The organism is Paraburkholderia sp. SARCC-3016 (assembly GCF_031119615.1).
Lineage (GTDB): Bacteria > Pseudomonadota > Gammaproteobacteria > Burkholderiales > Burkholderiaceae > Paraburkholderia.
Map to the genome: position 1 here is coordinate 25,093 of NZ_JAVHZD010000010.1, position 17,676 is coordinate 42,768.

Sequence of the window (17,676 nt, forward strand, 5' to 3'; positions counted from 1 at the left end):
ATGCCGCCGTAGATTCACGGTTTTCCTTCGACGGAACTTTTTCGTGTCCACTCCCGCTTTTGCCGCGGAGTCTGCGAATCCATCCGCCCGGCTTCAGCAGCACTTCCACATCGTTGCGTTCGACGCGCCGCTCGGCGCCGAAGTGATCGGCCTCGATCTTTCGCAACCGCTCTCCGGCGACGACTTCGCCCGCATTCACCGTGCGCATCTCGACTATCACGTGCTCGTGTTCCGCGACCAGCGCATCACGCCCGACGAACACGTTGCGTTCAGCCGCCGCTTCGGCCCGCTGCAAAACCACGTGCTGCGTCAGTTCGCGTTGCCCGGTCATCCTGAAGTGCTGATCGTGTCGAACATCGTCGAGAACGGCAAACCGATCGGGCTCGGCGATGCGGGCCACTTCTGGCATTCGGACCTGTCGTACAAGGAAAAGCCGAGCATGGGCTCGCTGCTGCATGCGCAGGAACTGCCGGCGGAAGGCGGCGATACGCTGTTCGCGAACATGCATGCGGCCTATGACACGCTGCCCGCGCATCTGCGCAAAGCGGTGGAAGGCTTGCGCGCCGAGCACACGTATCTCGCGCGCTATGCGGAACTGCAGGCGCGCAGCCCGTGGCGCCCGAACCTGACGCCGGAACAGATCGCCGAAGTGAAGCCGGTCGTGCATCCGGTGGTGCGCACGCACCCGGAGACGGGCCGCAAGGCGATTTTCGTCAGCGAGCACTTCACGACGCGCATCGTCGGCATGCCCGAAGACGAGAGCCGCGCGCTGCTCGACGAACTCTTTGCGCACAGCGTGCGAGCCGAGCATTTATATCGCCATGAATGGCGTGCGCACGATATCGTGTTCTGGGACAACCGCTCGCTGATGCATCTCGCGGCGGGCACGCCCGATCACCTGCGTCGCAAGATGTACCGAACGACGATCGAAGGCGACGTGCCGTTCTGATCGGCCCGGTGCGCTGAACGGCGGGCGGCGCTTACTTGCCGGGTTTGCGCACCGCCCGCACCTTGCCGCTCGCACCGCCTCCACAGTAAAACAGATCGGCGCCGTTCGATTCGAGGCCCGACACACCGATTCCCTGCGGCATCTCGAGTTTTTCGCGCACCTCGCCCGTTTGCGCATCGATGTGCCGCAATTCGCTTTCGTCGCCTTCCCAGGTGCCGTGCCATAGCTCGTCGCCGACCCATGTGACGCCTGTCACGAAACGGTTCGATTCGATCGTGCGCAGAATCGCGCCCGTTTGCGGGTCGATCTGATGGATCTTGCGTTCGCGATACACGCCGACCCACAGCGTGCCTTCGGCCCACGTGAGCCCCGAATCGCCGCCGTTGCCCGGCGCCGGTATCGTCGCGAGCACGCGGCCCGTTTCCGGGTCGATCTTCTGGATGCGGCTGTCCGCGATCTGGAACAGGTGACGGCCGTCGAATGCGGTGCCCGCATCGGCGGCGACGTCGATCGAACGCAGCGTATTGCCGCTCGCCGGATCGAATGCCTTGAGCGTTTCGCCTGCGGCGATCCAGACGCGTTTGCCGTCGTAGCTGACGCCGTGCACCTTGTCGACCCCTGGGAAGGGACCGTATTCGTGAACCACCTCGGCGGGCGATCGTTTCATGGTGAGCTCCTCCTGTGTCGTGTGACCGGCGCGGAACGTCGATGCATGCATCGTAGCCGCCCGGCGGCACAGCAGGGGAGTAACAAGACCGTCGTGAATCGCGATTCGGCGCGCGGCCTTAAGCGATTCGTGGCCGCACGGTTTGCGGGCGGCGCCTCGAGCGCGGCGCCTCAAACGTCCTGCTTATGTACCCAGTAATTGAGTGCCGCGCACAGCACGAGCAGTGTGCCGGTGACGAAGAACACCTGATGCAGGCCCACATGCGCGCCGATTTGCCCGCCGACGAGCGGACCAATCACTTGCCCGGAGAATTGCGCCGATTGCAGATAGCCGAGCGTCTTGCCCGAATGGCTTTCGTCGACGAGGTGCCGCACCATCTTCGCGATCGACGGCAACAGGCCCGCGATCGTCATGCCCATCAGGCCGCGCAGCAGCGCGAGTTGCCACCATTGCGCGACGAATGCCTGCGGCAGCATGACGAGGCCGGTTACGGCGAGGCAGCCGATGATCACGTTCGAGCTGCCGATGCGGTCGGCGAGGGCGCCCAGACGCGGCGCGGTCAGCATGCTGCCGAACGCGGATGCCGCCATGATGATGCCGGCCATGCGCGCAAGATGTTCGTGCGGCACGCCGAGCTGGCCGACGTACACGGTGATGATCGGCTCGATCGACATATTCGCGAACAGTACCATCATCGCGGTGACGAGCAGCACGCCGATCATCGTGCGATGCGCGGCGGGGCGGTGCGCGTCGGCGCCGCTCGCGCGCGGCTTCGTATCGGCGTGGCGATCGAAGTCTTCGCGGACGAGGAAAATCGTCGCGGCGGCGGCGACCGCGATCATTGCGCCGCCGACGAAAAACGTGCCGCGAATGCCGACGAGGTCGGGTAGAAAGCCGCCGACGAGCGGCCCGATCAGATTGCCGGACAGGGCACCCGTCGATAGCACGCCGAGCGCCCAGCCGGCGCGTTCGCGCGGCGCCTGCGTGCCGATCATCACGATCGATGCGGACGCGTAGCCGCCGACGAGCCCGGCGACGAGGCGCAGCGCGACGAGTTCGGCCACGCTGTGCGCGATGCCGATCAACGACATCACGACGGCCATGCCGATCGCGGCGCGCACGAGCATCGGTTTGCGTCCGAAGCGGTCCGCGAGACGCCCCCAGACCGGCGCGGTGATCGCGGTGCCGAAAAAGGTCGCGCCGAACGCGACGCCCGACCACTGGACGACCTCGGCCGGCGACTTCGCGCCGAGCTGCGCGACGTAGAGCGGCAGAAACGGCAACAGCATGGAGAGGCTCACCAGTGTGGTAAACGAGCCGAAGACGCAGACGGCGAGATTGCGCTTCCAGTACGACTGGTTGCGTACGACATAACTGGCGGGTTCGGGCTGCGCAACGGTTGTCTGTTTGATGGTGTTCACGGAAAGAGCCATTGGACCCTCATGTTGGTGTGCGACTTCCGACGGTTTTCGCAACGTGCGACGACATCCGCCGTTTAATCACATCAATGAATGCTTGTCACGCGCTTGCCTCGTGTTCGGCGCAAGGACGACCAAGGTAGGATAGGTGTAAACGCGTATCTTAAAAAATGAATTGATGCGATTTGGCATATCTCGATTCGAGATGACAACGGGTGCCGTCATGTCGGGCTGCGCGCTTTCCTCTGCGGGCTGAAGCGGAGTGTGGAACGGCGACTTCACGTGACATGCCCCAAGGTCGCAAGCATCGCCAATCAGCCAAGGCGACAACGACCTGTCCGCTGCCGGCGGCACTAACCCTCCGCCAACACCGGCAACAACAACATCGCCGAAAAACCCGTCCCACCCGGCGTCATCCAGCGCCGCGCGCGTCCCTGCCCGAACGACTGCACCTTACCTGCCTGCGCAAGCTGCTCGAGCGCGCGCTGCACGGTCCGTTGGCTCGTGCCAGACGCGAGCGCCAGCGCCGAACTCGACCACGATTCGCCGTCGGACAGAAACGCGAGCATCGCCGCGTGCTCGCCTTCGACAGGCTGCGCAAGCACTATTACGTCGCGCGACCCGCGCGGCGCTAGCACGAAGCCACGCTGCGTCGCCTGAATCCCGGCGAGCGCGCGTAGCATCGAGCGCAATCGGCCAAGTTCGACGCGCAGCCGTGCGCGATGCGTTTCGTCCGCGTGCCTTGTGCGAAAGGCGTGCGCAATGAGCACATCGCGTGGCACGTCGGCGGGCCATGCTTCTGCAAGCGTGCGTGCAAGCGTGAACAGCACCGGCCGCCGCGCAAGGCGCACCACCGTATGCGGATCGCGCACCACGTAACGGCAGGCATCGACGACAAGCGCTGTCGAGTTCAGCACCGCTTCGACTTCATCGAGTATCAGCAGCTTTTCTGCGCCGCGCGCGATCTGCCGCGCCGCGGGTGCCTCGAGCTGGCGCGTCGCGCTTTCGACTTCAGCGCTCAGCGCGGGAATGCCTGCTTCGCGCGCGGCGTGCCAGGCACGCGCAAGCGCCGCGCGCGCCGGCTCGCTTTGCAGCCGCCGCATCGCAATGCCCGCGGCCACCAGGTCGTGCGCCGCACGGAGCGCCGGCGGCAACGCAGCCGGATCGAGCGCGCAAAGCGCTCGCTCCGCATCGTGGAGGCGCCCGATCAGCAGCAGCCGCCGCACCGCCAGATGTCGCCCATGCGCGGCATTCACGCGATCGCCGTGCGTATCGAGCGCCGCGCATGCCGCGTCGAGCGCTTTCGTCGGCCAGTGCAGATCGCGCGACGCGAGCGCGATCTCCGCCTCGGCCACCACGCAGCGCGCCCGCGCGACGGCTTCCCTCGCGCCGAATGCGCGTGCTGCGCTGCGCACAAGCACTCTCGCGCGCGCGAACTCGCCGAGCTGCGCCATCGCGATGCCGCGCAGCGCCAGCGCCGGCGCGTCGTCGCGCAACGCAACACGGTTGAGCGCGCCGAGCGGGTCGCCCGCGGACAGCGCGCGCGCCGCCGACGTGATCAGCGAATCCATCTGTGCGAATCCCGACACACTTGTCACTCCCTCCATCGCGGCTGTGCGCATTAGTCTGGCATCACGACATCGGCACCGTACCGGTTCCGCTGTTTCGTTAGCCGAACATCTGTCGAAGGATACCTAAAGGAGGAACGCAAAATGACGACGCATGCAACCGGAACGCGCGATCAATGGCTCGCGGCCCGGCTCGAACTGCTCGAAGCGGAAAAGGAATACACGCGGCGCGGCGACGAACTCGCGCAGCGCCGCCAGGCGCTGCCGTGGGTGCGCATCGACAAGACCTACCGCTTCGACACCGACGAAGGAACCGTCACGCTGCCCGAACTCTTCAAAGGGCGCTCGCAATTGATCGTGTATCACTTCATGTTCGGCCCCGACTACAAGGCGGGCTGTCCGTCCTGCTCGGCCGTCGCCGATGGCTTCGACGGCATCGCGGTCCATCTCGCGCATCACGACGTGATGCTGACCGCCGTGTCGCGTGCGCCGCTCGAGAAATTGCACGCCTACCGGCAGCGCATGGGCTGGTCGTTCCCATGGGCCTCGTCGCTCGATAGCGACTTCAACTTCGACTTCAACGTGTCGTTCACCGCGCAGCAGCAGCGCTCGGGAACGGTCGAGTACAACTACGAACGCGGCGGCCATGCGATGGACGTCACGCCGCCGCCCGCACCCGTCGCCGAATTCGCCGCGCGCTGCGGCACCGATGCGGCGACTTACTCGCTCGACCGGCCCGGCGTCAGCACTTTCGTGCTCGAGGATGGCGTGGTCTATCACGCGTACTCGACCTATGCGCGCGGCGTCGACGGCGTGTGGAGCATGTACCAGTGGCTCGACCGTGCGCCGAAAGGCCGCAACGAGACGGGCGTCTGGTGGCGCCGGCATGACGAATACGGCAAGCACGACACGCGCGATAAACATGGAGATCAGGGCAGGGCAGAGCGGCGCGGTGAATCGTGAACGTTGTCCGCACAACCGATGTGGCTCCGCGTGAACGGCATGCCGCCGCTTCGGTTTCCACCACTGCTTCGCGGCGCGTGTTCTTCGGCGTGTCTGCGTTGCTGTTTATCGCGAGCGCGACGCTGACGGCGACCCTATGCGTCTCGATGTCCGCGATCGGCGATATGCCGATGCCTGGCGGCTGGTCGATGTCGATGACATGGTCGCGGATGTGCGGGCAGACATGGCCGCGTGCAGCCGCATCGTTTATCGGCATGTGGATCGTGATGATGGTCGCGATGATGCTGCCGTCGCTTGCGCCGACGTTGTGGCGCTATCACGAGTCGGCCCGCCGTCCTGGACAGCTACGCGCGGGGCATTTGACCGCTTGCGCCGGCGCGGGCTACTTCGTTGTCTGGCTTGCGCTCGGGGCAGCCGTGTTTCCTCCCGGTGCCGCTCTTGCCGCGCTCGCCATGCAGTGGTCCGCGTTTGCGCGCAGCGTTCCAGTGATGACCGGCGCGCTTGTGCTGCTCGCCGGCATGCTGCAGTTCACTTCGTGGAAGGCGCGTCATCTCGCGTGCGGTCGCGATTGGTTCGATTGCGTCGCGGAGCCGGGGCGTGCGTTAGCTGCCGCCGATGTCGCCCATGCGTGGCGCGATGGATTGCGCCACGGTGTTCACTGCGCCTGCTGTTGCGCGGGCTTGACAGCGGCTCTTCTCGCCGTCGGCATGATGGACCTGCGCGCGATGGAGGCGGTCACGGCAGCGATTACCGCGGAACGGTTAGTACCGAACGGCGAGCGCGTTGCACGCGCGATCGGCGCGATGGTCGTGATGATCGGGCTATCGATGCTTGCGCGTGCGTTGGGAGTGACTGCGGTCACGGCCTGGCCGCAGTAACCCCTTCACATTTTTACGCCTGCGCCGCGGCGGTACCCGGGCACCGCAACCGATGCAAGTCGCATCACACGCGCGTCGCGCATCGCATCAATACCGCCACCATCCCGGTCCCCATGGGCCCCAATCCCACGCGGCCTGCTCGTTCATCTGCGCGGTCATCTGCTGCTCGCGCGCGAGGTTGGCCTCGAACTGCTGTTTGCGATACGTATTCCATGCGGTCTGGTCGCCGATATAAAGGCATCCGCACGCATACGGGTCCGCATAAAGGAACACGACCTTATCGCCCTGGATTTTCTGTACGACCTTATTGGGCGGCAAGGACTGCAATTCCTGCCGGCGTTCAGGCGTGTTGGCCGGAAGTATCGTGAAGCCCGCCGCCGCGAGCATGTCGTCCTTTGCGCTCGCGCGTTCCTGCGGCGACGCACACGCGGCGAGCAGCACGCCGCAACCTAGCACTGCAATGGTCGTTCTGATCGAATCCAGCCGCATGGTGCTCTCCTTGCCGACGTGTTGAAACCTCGTTATTGGATGCATGAAGCGCAACGACACGCGCTCGTCCCGATTGCCGGACGCATTGACATCGACGACCTGATGCTTCTCCTGGGCCTCACAACGCTCGTAGACGTTATACCTTCCCGCGGGCAGTTTCACCAGCCTGTACAGCCCGCGCATATCGCCGAGGAGTGACCCGTTTCATATGCGCGCCAATGCCCGTCGGGCGTTCGCCGGTATAGAGGCGGCGATCTTGCCGCTGACATAGAATCAAACATCGCGAGATTACCTCTTCAACCTGCTGGTACCGTTTTCCGGAGCGTACGGCGCACAAATGAGCCATGAATCAGGGAGTCTGACGATGAACACCGCTGCTGAGCACGAACAGGAGTCGCGCGGTCGCCGCGAAATCTGGCTGATCCGTCACGGCGAAACGGAGTGGAGCCGCAACGGCAATCACACCGGGCGCACCGATATGCCGCTGACCGAACACGGGCGCGACCAGGCGCGCGCACTCGCTGCGCTGCTTCGCGACGTGCATTTCGATGCGGTGTGGTCGAGCCCGCGCTCGCGCGCGCTCGACACCTGTCATCTCGCGGGGCTCGGGGAGCGCGTCCAGGTGGAACCGGACCTGCGCGAGTGGGACTACGGTATCTACGAAGGACGCACAACCAAAGAGATTCGCGAAAGCGTGCCCGACTGGACCGTCTGGCATTCGCCGATTCCGCAAGGCGAGAGCGCGGAACAGGTGCAGGCGCGCGCAAACGCGCTGATCGAACGCCTGTTGACGATGCCGGGACGCACCGCGCTTTTTTCGCATTCGCATTTTCTGCGCTCGCTCGCTGGGTGCTGGGTGGCGAATTCAATCCGGTTCGGCGCGCATCTGTATCTGGACACGGCGTCCGTTAGCATTCTTGGTTTCGAGCGCGATATTCGTGCAATACGGCAGTGGAATCGGCTGCCGTCGTCGGTCGGCTGACACGGGCCGACGCTTTTCGCTTTTCCTCCGCCTTTTCAACCGCTTCGCGCACTTCCGGTATTTCCCGCGCCTCGACGCGATTGCCGAGCCCATACCGTTGCCGCGGTCGCGTGGATCGCGACGACGGCGCCGGCGGTCGCCGCTTGCCGGAAAACTTATGTCGCCGTATGTCGTCGCGGTGACGCCATCTCTGCGAAAACGCCGCCGCGCTTAAGCGGCAGATGCATGACACACCTCGACATAGTTTGTCGATGGTTTTTAACCGCCTCGCTTTCTAAAGTGCCTGCGTGGGACGCGACGGTGCGCACGCAACGATTCAGCCAGCCGACGCGATTTTCCCGGCCCTGAAACTGTTCGCTCTCTCTACGATCATGGCACCTACCCTCAAGCTCACCTATATCGTCCCGATGATCTTCGTCGGCATTTCGCTTGCCGAAGCGTTCGTGCTGAAATGGCGACACCGGCACCGCGGCGGCGAGCGGTTCGACTGGAACGAAATGCGGCTGTCGCTGCTCGATATGATCGGCCGAAAACTGATCGACCTTGCGCCGCTCTCGCTCGCTGCGCCGATGCTCGCGTTCGCATGGCGTCACCGCATCCATACGGTGGCGATGCATTCGGTGCCGACGCTGCTGCTCGTATTTCTCGCGCAGGAATTCTGCTACTACTGGTATCACCGCACGGCGCACCGTGTACGCCTGATGTGGGCGACGCACGCGGTCCATCATTCGCCTAACCAGCTGACGCTTGCCACCGCCTATCGGCTTGGCTGGACGACGAATTTCTCCGGCATGGGCCTTTTCTTCATGCCGCTCGTCTGGCTCGGCGTGCAGCCGCATATCGCGATGCTCGTGCTGTCGATCAATCTCTGGTACCAGTTCTGGATTCACAATACGTGGACGCCGAAGCTCGGCTTGCTCGAATACGTATTCAACACGCCGTCCGCGCACCGCGTGCATCATGCGTCGAACCTCGAGTATCTCGATGCGAACTACGGCGGTGTATTGATCATTTTCGACCGGCTGTTCGGCACGTACGTGGCCGAGCGAAAAGACCTGCCGTGCCGCTACGGGCTCGTCACGCCGACCCGCACGAGCAACCCGCTCGTCGTCGAATTCGAACACTGGGCGACGCTCGCGCGCGACGTCGTATCGGCGAGGAATCCCGGCATTGCGCTGAACCATATGTTCCGGCCGCCGGGCTGGCTGCCCGACGGCAACGGCGAAACCACCGAAGATATGCGCCGCAGGGCAGCGGAGCAGGCGCAGAGCGAGGCACGCGCACGAGCCGTCAAACGCGGTACGGAGATCCTACGAATCGCCGCCGCCGGCCATGCTCTCGAACACGCCGTCGCGGCGAACCCACGCATGCATCAGCGCGGCGGCCATATGCCCCAGTATCAGCAGAAAAAATGCATAGCCAAGCAATCCGTGCGCACGACGCAGCTGACCGTAGACGACGATATCGTGCGACAGGATCGGCGGCAGCTCGAAGCCCTTCCACATGATGACCGGGTAACCGCCCGCGGACTGCATCGCCCAGCCGATCAGCGGCATCGCGATCATCAATGCATAGAGCACGTAGTGTGAGGCCTTGGCCACGACCGCCTGTAGCGCGGGCAAATCGGCGGGCAGCGGCGGCGGGCGGTGCGTGAGCCGCACGCCAAGCCGGATCACCGCGAGAACCAGAACCGCGATGCCGAGCGGCCGGTGCCAGGCGAGCAATTGCGGGTAGCGCTCGCTGACGGTCGACACCATTCCGGCGCCGACATAGAGCATCGCGAGAATCAGGATCGCCATCAGCCAGTGCAGGATGCGCGCGGGCAGCACGAAGCGCTCGCCTTCGAAGCGGCGCACGGGAGCAGGCCTGGAGACAGACGTCGAAGCCTGCTGCGAGACGTTGTTCGGCGAGTTCATTGTGCGGCCCCTCCGTTTTGCTGCAGTTCGAGCGTGATGGCATCGGGACGCGGACCTTCGGCCGCGCGCCGCCTGAACGAGGCCGAGTAGGCGGCCGAGCGCGCGGGCAGCAACGGATCCTCGGAACCGGCGACGCCCTTCGGCAGAATCAGCGGATCGTAGTTGTAGTCGCGGCAATGGCCTTCTTCTTCCGTCGCGATCTGATCGAATACGAGCGTGCCCGCATCGATGCGCTGATGATCGGGACTCCATTCGATCGTTGCGTTGTCGGTCTGGTCGCCGGGATTGGCCGGGATCAGGATCATGTGCCACTTCACCGGACCGTTGTGAACACGCTGCAGCAGATCGTTGAACAGGAAGTTCGGCCCGAGCGCGCCGGCCTTGCTCCTGTCGAGCGCGGTGAACGGCTGCTCGGGTTCGAACTGCCAGCGCACATAACGGATCGTTCCCGTGCCGGTCTTGAAGCGAAACGCATTGATGCTGTGATACGTGCCGTTCGCGAAGCTCGACGGCATCGGCGTCTTGCCCATGTAGTCGAGGAATCGCTGCGTTTCCGGATGCGTCGACAAAAACGCCTTCATCTTCTCCGGGTCGGGCTTGTGCGTTTGCGGATCGGGCTTCGACGCAACCTGCAGTGCAATGAAGTCGGCCGGGTTCGATACGACGAAAATCGGCGTCTGGTCGAGCGCCATGCGCCATTCTTCGCCGTCGGGCAACTGGAAGCGCAAGCCGAGCCCGTGAAAGATCTGGTCGTCGTCGTTGCTGGTCGGCACCGCGCTGCTGGTGTTGAAGCGGCCGATCACGGGCACCGAGCCCTGCGCGAACAGCGCGGCACTCGATAGCACCGTGCCTGCGCCGTTCGAGTCGAAGCGGCCGCTTACGCAAATGCCTTTCGCGTGTGCGCGTCTAAAGCCTGGGTAGATCCTGCCCGTGTTGAATTGAAGGACGTTGGCAAGTGTGGAACCGCTCGTGCGGTTTGGCGTGAGCCACCCGCCCGTCCATGCGAACAGCAGCAGCAGAACGACGACGATCAGCGCAATGGCGGCTAAAGCCGGTAGAGGATGAGGGTTAGGCTTGCGCGACGGACCTGGAGACGACATTGAGCGACCTCCGTGAGAGCGTATTGGGGGGAAGGCAAATCCGCCGGCGCAAGCGTGCACCAAACAGGCACAAGCAGGGCAAGCAGCACCGGACTACTGGCCGTCGGACCTTCGGGCCGCCGGATGGAGCGCCAGTATGCTGCTTTCACATTTCTAGCATGTTCCGATAGCACGGCCAATTTTCTGTTTGTGCGGCAACGTGCAATTCTGGCCTGCCGTGTCTATTCCTTGCTCGGCGGCTTGCCCATTTTTGCGAGCGTCAGCGTTTGGTCGGCGCGGCCCCAGCCGCCGTCGGCGACTTCCTCGACGAGCACCATCGAGTAGGGACGCGCCTGTTCGCCGAAGTATTCGACGAACATCGCGGTCGTGCGATGGATGATTTCTTCCTTGCGGGCGGCATCGACAATGCCTTCCGGGAATTTGAAATTGGCAAACGGCATGATGCTCTCCTTGGGTGGTGGTGCTGATGGAATAAGTACGACGCGTGAATAAGGCAACGGCGTGGCCGTGCTCATGCGTAGCCGCCGTTCACGCGCACGACCTGCGCGTTGACCCAGGCGCCGTCGGGGCCTGCGAGAAACGACACGGCCGATGCGATCTCGTCGGGCTTGCCGATCCGTTCGAGCGGCGCGAGTTTCGCCAGGTGGTCGATCAGTTCCTCGGACTTGCCTTCGAAGAACAGGTCGGTGCCGACGGGGCCGGGTGCGATCGCATTGACGGTGATTGCGCGTCCGCGCAATTCGTTCGCGAGCACCGGCACCAGCGATTCGACGGCGGCCTTGCTCGCGATATATGGCCCGTAGCCCGGAAACGACTTCGCGATCACGCTCGAGGACAGCACGATGATCCGGCCGCCGTCGTCGAGGTGAGCGGCCGCCTGCGCCATTACGTTGAATGCGCCGCGTAGATTCGTTGCGATCGTCTTGTCCAGTATTTCGAGGTTATCGACCTCGATTCTCGCCATCGGCATGATGCCGGCGCTGTTGACCACGACATCGATGCGCCCGAACTCGTGCATCGTCTGCCTGAAAAGGCGCGCGACGTCGTGCGGGTCGCTGACGTCGCCTTGTATGGCGATTGCCGTGCCGCCGACGCTCCGGATCGCGTGCACCGATTCTTCCGCCTTGTCGTGGTTGCCTGCGTAGTGGATCGCGATGACGAAGCCGTCCGCGGCGAGGCGCATTGCGATTGCCCGACCGATGCCACGTGAGCCGCCGGTGACGATCGCTACTTTCCGCTTGCCGTTGTCCATGCGTGTGCTCCTCGAGTGATAGGGATGGTGTGTGGTCGAAGAGTATTGTTGTCGTTTAACTGGCCGGGATAAATGGCCGTGCATTGGTAATTGAATTCAAAAGGACTCAATAATTGGCCGGAGATGCCGGGAAAAAATTCCATGAATGTGATAAATAGGCGTTTATCCAGCGCATTCATTGCATCTTTCTGAATAAACACCGCCCATGGACCGACTCGACGCACTGCAGCTCTTCACCCGGATCGTCGAAGTGCAAAGCTTCAGCCGCGCGGCGGATATGCTCGACATTCCGCGCGCAACCGCCACCTATGCGATCAAGGAACTCGAGTCGCGGCTCGGCACGCGGCTGCTCGAGCGGACCACGCGGCAGGTGCGGCCGACGCTCGACGGTCAGGCGTTCTACGAGCGTTGCGTTCACGTGCTCAGCGAACTCGACGACGCGGAAGCGTCGTTGCGCCATGTCGCATCGAACCCGCGCGGCGTATTGCGTGTCGATATGCATGGCACGCATGCGACGCGCATCGTGCTTGCGCGCATCGATGAATTCCGCAGCCGCTATCCGAATGTCGAACTTGTCGTCAGTAGCGGCGATCGCCTCGTCGATCTCGTGCGCGAGGGCGTCGACTGCGTGATTCGAGCGGGCAATCCGCGCGACTCGAGCCTCGTTGCGAGGCGCCTCGCATCGATGCCGCAGGTCATCTGCGCGAGTCCCGACTATCTGGCCCGGCACGGTACGCCTCAGCATCCCGAAGAGCTTGCCGGGCACCAGTCGGTGCGCTTCTTCGCGAGTGGCGGCGGGTCCGACTATCCGCTCGAACTGACCGTCGACGGCGCGCTTCGCGCGTATGCGATCGGCGGGTGGATGTCCGTCAACGATGCCGAGAACTATGTGGTCTGTGCGTTGCGCGGCTGCGGGCTGATTCAGGTGCCGCGTTTTCATGTCGAAGACGAACTGCGCGATGGACGTCTCGTCGAAGTGCTGGCGCGATGGACGAGCCGCGAAATGGTCGTGTCCGCGATGTATCCGTACCGGCGGCAACTGTCGCCGCGCGTGCGCGTGTTTGTCGACTGGCTTTGCGAACTGTACGCGCAGAAGTTCGGTGCGGTTTGATCGCTTGAGCTCGCTGCGCCGCGTATCGCGTTACTTGTGCAGAAGCTTTATGCTTCGAGTCTGCTCGACAAGACAGCAGCGGACACAACAGACCCGGCGGAAACCGGCAAACAGGCACCTGCAAGCATGAGAAAACCGATAGACGGATTCGCCACAACAGTGATGATCGTGCTGTGCCTCGCGTGGGGCCTGCAACAGGTCGCGATCAAGGCGGTTATTGCGGACGTATCGCCGATGCTGCAGGTTGCGGTGCGTTGCGGCATCGCAGCGCTGCTCGTCTGGTTGTTCAGTCGCCTCGTTGCGCGCGAACGCTGGCTGCCCGGCATTGCGTTGCGCTCGGGCCTCATGGCGGGCATTCTGTTTGCGCTCGAATTCCTGTTTATCGCCGAAGGCCTGCGCCGCACGAATGCATCGCATATGGCGGTGCTGATCTATACCGCGCCGATGTTTGCGGCCGTCGGCCTGCATTTGCGGATTCCCGACGAACGCTTGACGTTGTTGCAATGGATTGGCATCGCGCTCGCATTCGCGGGCCTTGCGGTCGCGTTTCTTGCGCCGGCACTTGTCGCGTCGGTATTCGGCGGCGGCGACGCGAGTCCCGCGTCGCACGACTGGCTGCTCGGCGACTTCATCGGTTTATGCGCGGGTGCATCGTGGGGACTCACGACCGTTGTGATTCGAACCACCCGTTTGAGCGAGGCGCCGGCTGCGCAAACGCTGTTCTGGCAGCTCGCAGTCGCGTTCGTCCTGTTGCTGCCGTTCGCGTTCGCGATAGGCGATACGCATTTCCACAGCACCGCACTCGTATGGGCAAGCCTTGCGTTCCAGTCCGTCGTCATCTCGTTCCTGAGCTACCTTACGTGGTTCTGGCTGTTGCGCAAGTACTTCGCCGCCAAGCTTGGCGTGCTGTCGTTCCTGACGCCGATCTTCGGGGTCGCGCTCGGCATCTTGCTGCTGCATGAGCACGTGTCGATCGCCTTCATGATTGGCTCGGTGTTCGTGCTGCTCGGACTGATCGTGGTCAACGGACAAGCGTGGCTGCGCCAGGTACTGATGCGCGACGCGCGTCGTGTGACTTGACACAGCGCGTGAACGGGTCAACCATCCATTCATAAGAAAGATAAAGGACACACCGCTCATAATCTGGACACCGCTGCGCAACATGCGCAGCGAACGATCAAGGAGACGCGATGCCGGCCCCCGCCAAAGACGCAGCCGCAATGACGCCTTATCAGCTTCCGAATCCGCGCGAAGCGTTACGCGAAATCGTCGTCGATTCCGCCATTCCACAAGATGAGCGTCTGTGGGTGCCGCAGGCCGAAAATGTCTGGTTCCGTCCGCTGTGCCTCAATGTCTCGTCGGGCTACTGGATGAACCTGCTGCGCGTGCGCAAATCCGGCGTGCTGAGCCGCCATCGTCATCCGCAGGCGGTGCACGGTTTCGTGCTCAAAGGCCGCTGGCTTTATCTCGAACACGACTGGGTTGCCAACGAAGGCAGCTACGTTTTCGAGCCGCCCGGCGAAACGCATACGCTTTACGTGCCTGAAGACGTCGAGGAGATGATCACGTATTTTCAGGTGAACGGCGTGATGTATTACTGCGATCCGCACGGCCATTACACGGGCTACGAGGACGTGTTCACGAAGCTCGACATGTGCCGTGCGCATTATCAGAAGGTCGGCCTCGGCGCGGACTATGTCGACCGGTTCATCCGCTGACTGCATGGCCCGCGAGCAAAGCCCGCGAGGTAAGTCCGCGACGTGGGCCCCATTACCCGCACAGACTCGGAAGAGCAATCAGGGGGAGACAAAGCAATGCAAGCAAAGACGCCGCGTCTTAGGCGCATTCAATGGATCGCCATCACGTTTCTGACGCTCGCCGGCATCGTCAACTATCTCGATCGCAGCACGCTGTCGATTGCCAATCATTCGGTCAGCGGCGAACTGGGATTGAGCGCATCGCAAATGGGCCTGCTTTTGTCGGCATTTTCGTTTGCGTATGCGTTTTCGCAGTTACCGGTCGGCGCGCTGCTCGACCGTTTCGGCGCGCGGCTGATGCTCGGCCTCGGCATGTTCGTCTGGTCTTGCGCGCAATTGTGCGGCGGTCTCGTGCATACGCTACCGCAGTTTCTGGCGGCGCGTATCGCACTCGGCATCGGCGAGGCGCCGCAATTTCCGGCCGGTGCGAAAGTCGTCAGCGAATGGTATGCGTTGCGCGAACGGGGCCGGCCAACGGGTATTTTCACGACATCGTCGACCATTGGCCCCGCGCTGGCGCCGCCGATTCTCACGGTGCTGCTGCTCGCGTTCGGCTGGCGCTGGATGTTCGTCGTGATGGGCGTGCTCGGCATCGCCGTCGCGATCGGCTGGTATCTGGTCTATCGGAACCGCGCCGAGGTCACGCTCGACCCGTATGAAGTGCGGCACCTGACAGAAGAGGAGCCGCTTGCACGTGCGGAGCGCAGGATGACCTTCGCCGAATGGCGCGGCCTGTTCGGCAAGGCGACCACGTGGGGCATGATCTTCGGCTTTATGGGCGTGATCTACATGGTCTGGCTGTATCTGACGTGGCTGCCCGCCTATCTCGAGCACGAGCGGCATCTGACGATCGCGAAGACCGGCTGGATCGTGTCGATTCCGTATCTGTTCGGCACGCTCGGCATGCTGTCGAGCGGGTTTATCGCCGATGGTCTGATGGCGCGCGGCATGGCGCCGATGCGCAGCCGCAAGTGGCCGATCTGCACCGGGCTTATCGGCGCGGCTGCGTTTACCGTGCCCGCGGCCTATACGCCGAACCTCGCGCTTGCGCTCGTCTACCTGTCCGCCGCGATGTACTTCGTCAATCTCGCGAGCGGCGCCGCGTGGGCGCTCGTTAGCGTGTCCGCGCCGCGGCATCTCGTTGCGTCGCTCGGCAGTATCCAGAACTTCGGCGGTTATTTCGGCGGGTCGTTTGCGCCATTCGTCACGGGCATCGTGGTCGATCGAACGCATTCGTTCGTCAATGCGTTTCTGATCAGCGCGGCCGTGTCGTTTGCGGCGGCGCTCGTTTATATGTTCGTGGTGCGCGTGCCGATTGCCGATACGGTCGAACATGATCGGGCAGCCGGGACGCGAGTCACTCATTCGTGAAAACAGCATCATGAACGCAGCGTTTGCAACGACGTTTCTACCGGACCTGTTCGCGGGCAAAACGGTCGTCGTCACCGGCGGCACGCAGGGCATCGGGGCCGGAGTCGCGCGGCAGTTCGCGGCGCTCGGCGCGCGCGTAATCGCAGCCGCGCTCGCGCCGACCGATCGGCAGCGCGATGCGCTTGCCGCGGACGGCGTCGAAACCGCCGCACTCGATGTGTCGTCGCGGCAGAACGTCGATGCGCTCTTCAATGCGATGGCGTCGCTCGACGTGCTCGTGAACTGCGCCGGCGTAATCCGGCGCGGCGAAGAACTCGACCCCGACGTGTTCGCGCAGGTGCTCGACGTGAACCTGACCGGCACCATGCGTGCCTGCGCCGCCGCCCGGCCGCTGTTGCGCGCAAGCGCGGGCGCGATCGTCAATACCGCTTCGATGCTGAGCTATTTCGGCGGCGGCCTCGTGCCGGGCTACAGCGCGAGCAAAGGCGGTGTCGCGCAATTGACGCGTTCGCTCGCGATTGCCTATGCGGCAGACAACATTCGCGTCAATGCGGTTGCGCCGGGCTGGATCGCCACGCCGCTCACGCGGACGCTGCAGGACGACGTTGCGCGCTCGCAGGCAATACTCGATCGCACGCCGCTCAAGCGCTGGGGCACGCCTGACGATATCGGTCCGGCCGTCGCCTTTCTATGTTCGCCGGCTGCGTCGTTCATCACGGGAACGGTGTTGCCGGTCGACGGCGGCTATCTTGCCGCCTAGCGTCCGATCCGTTATGAAAAACTCGTTGTGCGTGCATCTAATAACGTGCGTATGACCACACGCTTAAGCTTTCCTTAAGGTTTGGATTGCTAGCCTGCGTGAGTTGACCTGGGCGTGGAGGACACCCGACAACTCGCGGAGCACCGATGAATCCAACGGATCAGATCATTGAAGGGGATATTGCTCATCTCGAGCAAGTGGTGCGGATGTTGTCCGTTGCCTACCGCGTCGACTTCGGCTATTGGGAGCGCCGGGTCGCAGCGTTGAAGGCGCAGGCCACGATGCGAAGCCATCTCGAACGCCTCGATCAGGTCGCTATCCGGATCAGCCGGATTCGCAGCGGCATGCCTCCCGAAACGGACTGATCGAATTTGTTCGCCGATCGCAGTGTCATCCTGAGGTCATCAGGACACGCCATCGCTTCGCCTGAATTCGACATGACGAAGAAGGTCTTCCCTCGACGCATCTTTTACCGGCCCGGTAACAACGACCGAA

The 17,676-nt window shown here is 63.4% G+C and carries 18 protein-coding genes and 1 pseudogene; 11 read left to right on the plus strand and 8 right to left on the minus strand.

What is annotated here, in order from left to right:
* The first annotated feature begins 43 nt into the window (after nucleotides 1-43).
* On the plus strand, nucleotides 44-949 hold the full coding sequence (locus QYH69_RS11900) for a TauD/TfdA dioxygenase family protein (RefSeq protein WP_374992393.1): 906 nt from the start codon (nucleotides 44-46) through the stop codon (nucleotides 947-949).
* A 31-nt stretch (nucleotides 950-980) separates the two neighbouring features.
* Here QYH69_RS11900 and QYH69_RS11905 read toward each other — a convergent pair whose 3' ends face one another.
* The 3 genes from QYH69_RS11905 to QYH69_RS11915 all read right to left on the minus strand — a co-directional run bounded on the left by QYH69_RS11905 (nucleotide 981) and on the right by QYH69_RS11915 (nucleotide 4,605).
* Nucleotides 981-1,616: a glutamine cyclotransferase gene (locus QYH69_RS11905; RefSeq protein WP_308832062.1), complete on the minus strand. Its 636-nt coding sequence runs from the start codon at nucleotides 1,614-1,616 to the stop codon at nucleotides 981-983.
* Nucleotides 1,617-1,786: 170 nt separating this feature from the next.
* Entirely contained in the window at nucleotides 1,787-3,049 is a 1,263-nt protein-coding gene (locus QYH69_RS11910) for an MFS transporter (protein WP_374992394.1), read from the minus strand.
* A gap of 338 nt (nucleotides 3,050-3,387) precedes the next feature.
* A complete protein-coding gene (locus QYH69_RS11915) occupies nucleotides 3,388-4,605 on the minus strand; it encodes a helix-turn-helix domain-containing protein (protein ID WP_308832064.1) in 1,218 nt (405 codons plus the stop codon).
* A 141-nt stretch (nucleotides 4,606-4,746) separates the two neighbouring features.
* Between QYH69_RS11915 and QYH69_RS11920 the strand changes: the two genes are divergently transcribed.
* Both QYH69_RS11920 and QYH69_RS11925 read left to right on the plus strand, forming a co-directional pair.
* Nucleotides 4,747-5,565: a DUF899 domain-containing protein gene (locus tag QYH69_RS11920; protein ID WP_308832065.1), complete on the plus strand. Its 819-nt coding sequence runs from the start codon at nucleotides 4,747-4,749 to the stop codon at nucleotides 5,563-5,565.
* Entirely contained in the window at nucleotides 5,562-6,443 is an 882-nt protein-coding gene (locus tag QYH69_RS11925) for a DUF2182 domain-containing protein (protein ID WP_308832066.1), read from the plus strand. The genes QYH69_RS11920 and QYH69_RS11925 overlap by 4 nt, the downstream gene beginning before the upstream one ends.
* A gap of 87 nt (nucleotides 6,444-6,530) precedes the next feature.
* Here QYH69_RS11925 and QYH69_RS11930 read toward each other — a convergent pair whose 3' ends face one another.
* Nucleotides 6,531-6,932, minus strand: a complete 402-nt coding sequence (locus QYH69_RS11930) for a hypothetical protein (protein WP_308832067.1) — start codon at nucleotides 6,930-6,932, stop codon at nucleotides 6,531-6,533.
* Nucleotides 6,933-7,296: 364 nt separating this feature from the next.
* Between QYH69_RS11930 and QYH69_RS11935 the strand changes: the two genes are divergently transcribed.
* Both QYH69_RS11935 and QYH69_RS36065 read left to right on the plus strand, forming a co-directional pair.
* Nucleotides 7,297-7,914 (plus strand): histidine phosphatase family protein, encoded by a 618-nt coding sequence (locus QYH69_RS11935; protein ID WP_308832068.1) that lies wholly within the window; start codon nucleotides 7,297-7,299, stop codon nucleotides 7,912-7,914.
* A 611-nt stretch (nucleotides 7,915-8,525) separates the two neighbouring features.
* Nucleotides 8,526-8,936 (plus strand): annotated as a pseudogene (locus QYH69_RS36065) (sterol desaturase family protein); the annotation flags it as partial.
* Nucleotides 8,937-9,224: 288 nt separating this feature from the next.
* On the opposite strand, the gene QYH69_RS11945 reads toward QYH69_RS36065, so the two are convergent.
* The 4 genes from QYH69_RS11945 to QYH69_RS11960 all read right to left on the minus strand — a co-directional run bounded on the left by QYH69_RS11945 (nucleotide 9,225) and on the right by QYH69_RS11960 (nucleotide 12,182).
* Nucleotides 9,225-9,713, minus strand: coding sequence for a cytochrome b/b6 domain-containing protein (locus tag QYH69_RS11945; RefSeq protein ID WP_308832208.1), 489 nt, complete (start codon nucleotides 9,711-9,713; stop codon nucleotides 9,225-9,227).
* A 113-nt stretch (nucleotides 9,714-9,826) separates the two neighbouring features.
* A complete protein-coding gene (locus QYH69_RS11950; RefSeq protein ID WP_308832069.1) occupies nucleotides 9,827-10,930 on the minus strand; it encodes a catalase family peroxidase in 1,104 nt (367 codons plus the stop codon).
* A 221-nt stretch (nucleotides 10,931-11,151) separates the two neighbouring features.
* Entirely contained in the window at nucleotides 11,152-11,445 is a 294-nt protein-coding gene (locus QYH69_RS11955) for a tautomerase family protein (protein WP_308832070.1), read from the minus strand.
* A complete protein-coding gene (locus tag QYH69_RS11960; RefSeq protein WP_308832071.1) occupies nucleotides 11,442-12,182 on the minus strand; it encodes an SDR family oxidoreductase in 741 nt (246 codons plus the stop codon). Before QYH69_RS11960 ends, QYH69_RS11955 begins: the two co-directional genes overlap by 4 nt.
* A 205-nt stretch (nucleotides 12,183-12,387) precedes the next feature.
* Here QYH69_RS11960 and QYH69_RS11965 point away from each other — a divergent pair, with 205 nt between their 5' ends.
* The 6 genes from QYH69_RS11965 (at nucleotide 12,388) to QYH69_RS11990 (ending at nucleotide 17,546) form a co-directional block, all read left to right on the plus strand.
* On the plus strand, nucleotides 12,388-13,293 hold the full coding sequence (locus QYH69_RS11965; RefSeq protein ID WP_308832072.1) for a LysR family transcriptional regulator: 906 nt from the start codon (nucleotides 12,388-12,390) through the stop codon (nucleotides 13,291-13,293).
* A 126-nt stretch (nucleotides 13,294-13,419) separates the two neighbouring features.
* Nucleotides 13,420-14,373, plus strand: coding sequence for a DMT family transporter (locus QYH69_RS11970; RefSeq protein ID WP_308832073.1), 954 nt, complete (start codon nucleotides 13,420-13,422; stop codon nucleotides 14,371-14,373).
* 110 nt (nucleotides 14,374-14,483) lie between these two features.
* Nucleotides 14,484-15,011, plus strand: a complete 528-nt coding sequence (locus QYH69_RS11975) for a 2,4'-dihydroxyacetophenone dioxygenase family protein (RefSeq protein WP_308832074.1) — start codon at nucleotides 14,484-14,486, stop codon at nucleotides 15,009-15,011.
* A gap of 96 nt (nucleotides 15,012-15,107) precedes the next feature.
* Nucleotides 15,108-16,421: an MFS transporter gene (locus tag QYH69_RS11980; protein WP_308832075.1), complete on the plus strand. Its 1,314-nt coding sequence runs from the start codon at nucleotides 15,108-15,110 to the stop codon at nucleotides 16,419-16,421.
* Nucleotides 16,422-16,431: 10 nt separating this feature from the next.
* The gene (locus tag QYH69_RS11985) at nucleotides 16,432-17,181 is read left to right on the plus strand and encodes an SDR family NAD(P)-dependent oxidoreductase (protein WP_308832076.1); all 750 of its coding nucleotides are present in this window, start codon (nucleotides 16,432-16,434) and stop codon (nucleotides 17,179-17,181) included.
* 146 nt (nucleotides 17,182-17,327) lie between these two features.
* The gene (locus QYH69_RS11990; protein WP_308832077.1) at nucleotides 17,328-17,546 is read left to right on the plus strand and encodes a hypothetical protein; all 219 of its coding nucleotides are present in this window, start codon (nucleotides 17,328-17,330) and stop codon (nucleotides 17,544-17,546) included.
* The last annotated feature ends 130 nt before the right edge of the window (nucleotides 17,547-17,676 follow it).

Bases quoted from the DNA above. Each gene is read 5' to 3' on its own strand.
- QYH69_RS11905 (WP_308832062.1), bottom strand. From the start codon at position 1,616: ATGAAACGATCGCCCGCCGAGGTGGTTCACGAATACGGTCCCTTCCCA.
- QYH69_RS11910 (WP_374992394.1), bottom strand. From the start codon at position 3,049: ATGGCTCTTTCCGTGAACACCATCAAACAGACAACCGTTGCGCAGCCC.
- QYH69_RS11915 (WP_308832064.1), bottom strand. From the start codon at position 4,605: ATGGATTCGCTGATCACGTCGGCGGCGCGCGCGCTGTCCGCGGGCGAC.
- QYH69_RS11920 (WP_308832065.1), top strand. From the start codon at position 4,747: ATGACGACGCATGCAACCGGAACGCGCGATCAATGGCTCGCGGCCCGG.
- QYH69_RS11930 (WP_308832067.1), bottom strand. From the start codon at position 6,932: ATGCGGCTGGATTCGATCAGAACGACCATTGCAGTGCTAGGTTGCGGC.
- QYH69_RS11935 (WP_308832068.1), top strand. From the start codon at position 7,297: ATGAACACCGCTGCTGAGCACGAACAGGAGTCGCGCGGTCGCCGCGAA.
- QYH69_RS11945 (WP_308832208.1), bottom strand. From the start codon at position 9,713: ATGGCGATCCTGATTCTCGCGATGCTCTATGTCGGCGCCGGAATGGTG.
- QYH69_RS11950 (WP_308832069.1), bottom strand. From the start codon at position 10,930: ATGTCGTCTCCAGGTCCGTCGCGCAAGCCTAACCCTCATCCTCTACCG.
- QYH69_RS11955 (WP_308832070.1), bottom strand. From the start codon at position 11,445: ATGAGCACGGCCACGCCGTTGCCTTATTCACGCGTCGTACTTATTCCA.
- QYH69_RS11960 (WP_308832071.1), bottom strand. From the start codon at position 12,182: ATGGACAACGGCAAGCGGAAAGTAGCGATCGTCACCGGCGGCTCACGT.
- QYH69_RS11965 (WP_308832072.1), top strand. From the start codon at position 12,388: ATGGACCGACTCGACGCACTGCAGCTCTTCACCCGGATCGTCGAAGTG.
- QYH69_RS11970 (WP_308832073.1), top strand. From the start codon at position 13,420: ATGAGAAAACCGATAGACGGATTCGCCACAACAGTGATGATCGTGCTG.
- QYH69_RS11975 (WP_308832074.1), top strand. From the start codon at position 14,484: ATGCCGGCCCCCGCCAAAGACGCAGCCGCAATGACGCCTTATCAGCTT.
- QYH69_RS11980 (WP_308832075.1), top strand. From the start codon at position 15,108: ATGCAAGCAAAGACGCCGCGTCTTAGGCGCATTCAATGGATCGCCATC.
- QYH69_RS11985 (WP_308832076.1), top strand. From the start codon at position 16,432: ATGAACGCAGCGTTTGCAACGACGTTTCTACCGGACCTGTTCGCGGGC.
- QYH69_RS11990 (WP_308832077.1), top strand. From the start codon at position 17,328: ATGAATCCAACGGATCAGATCATTGAAGGGGATATTGCTCATCTCGAG.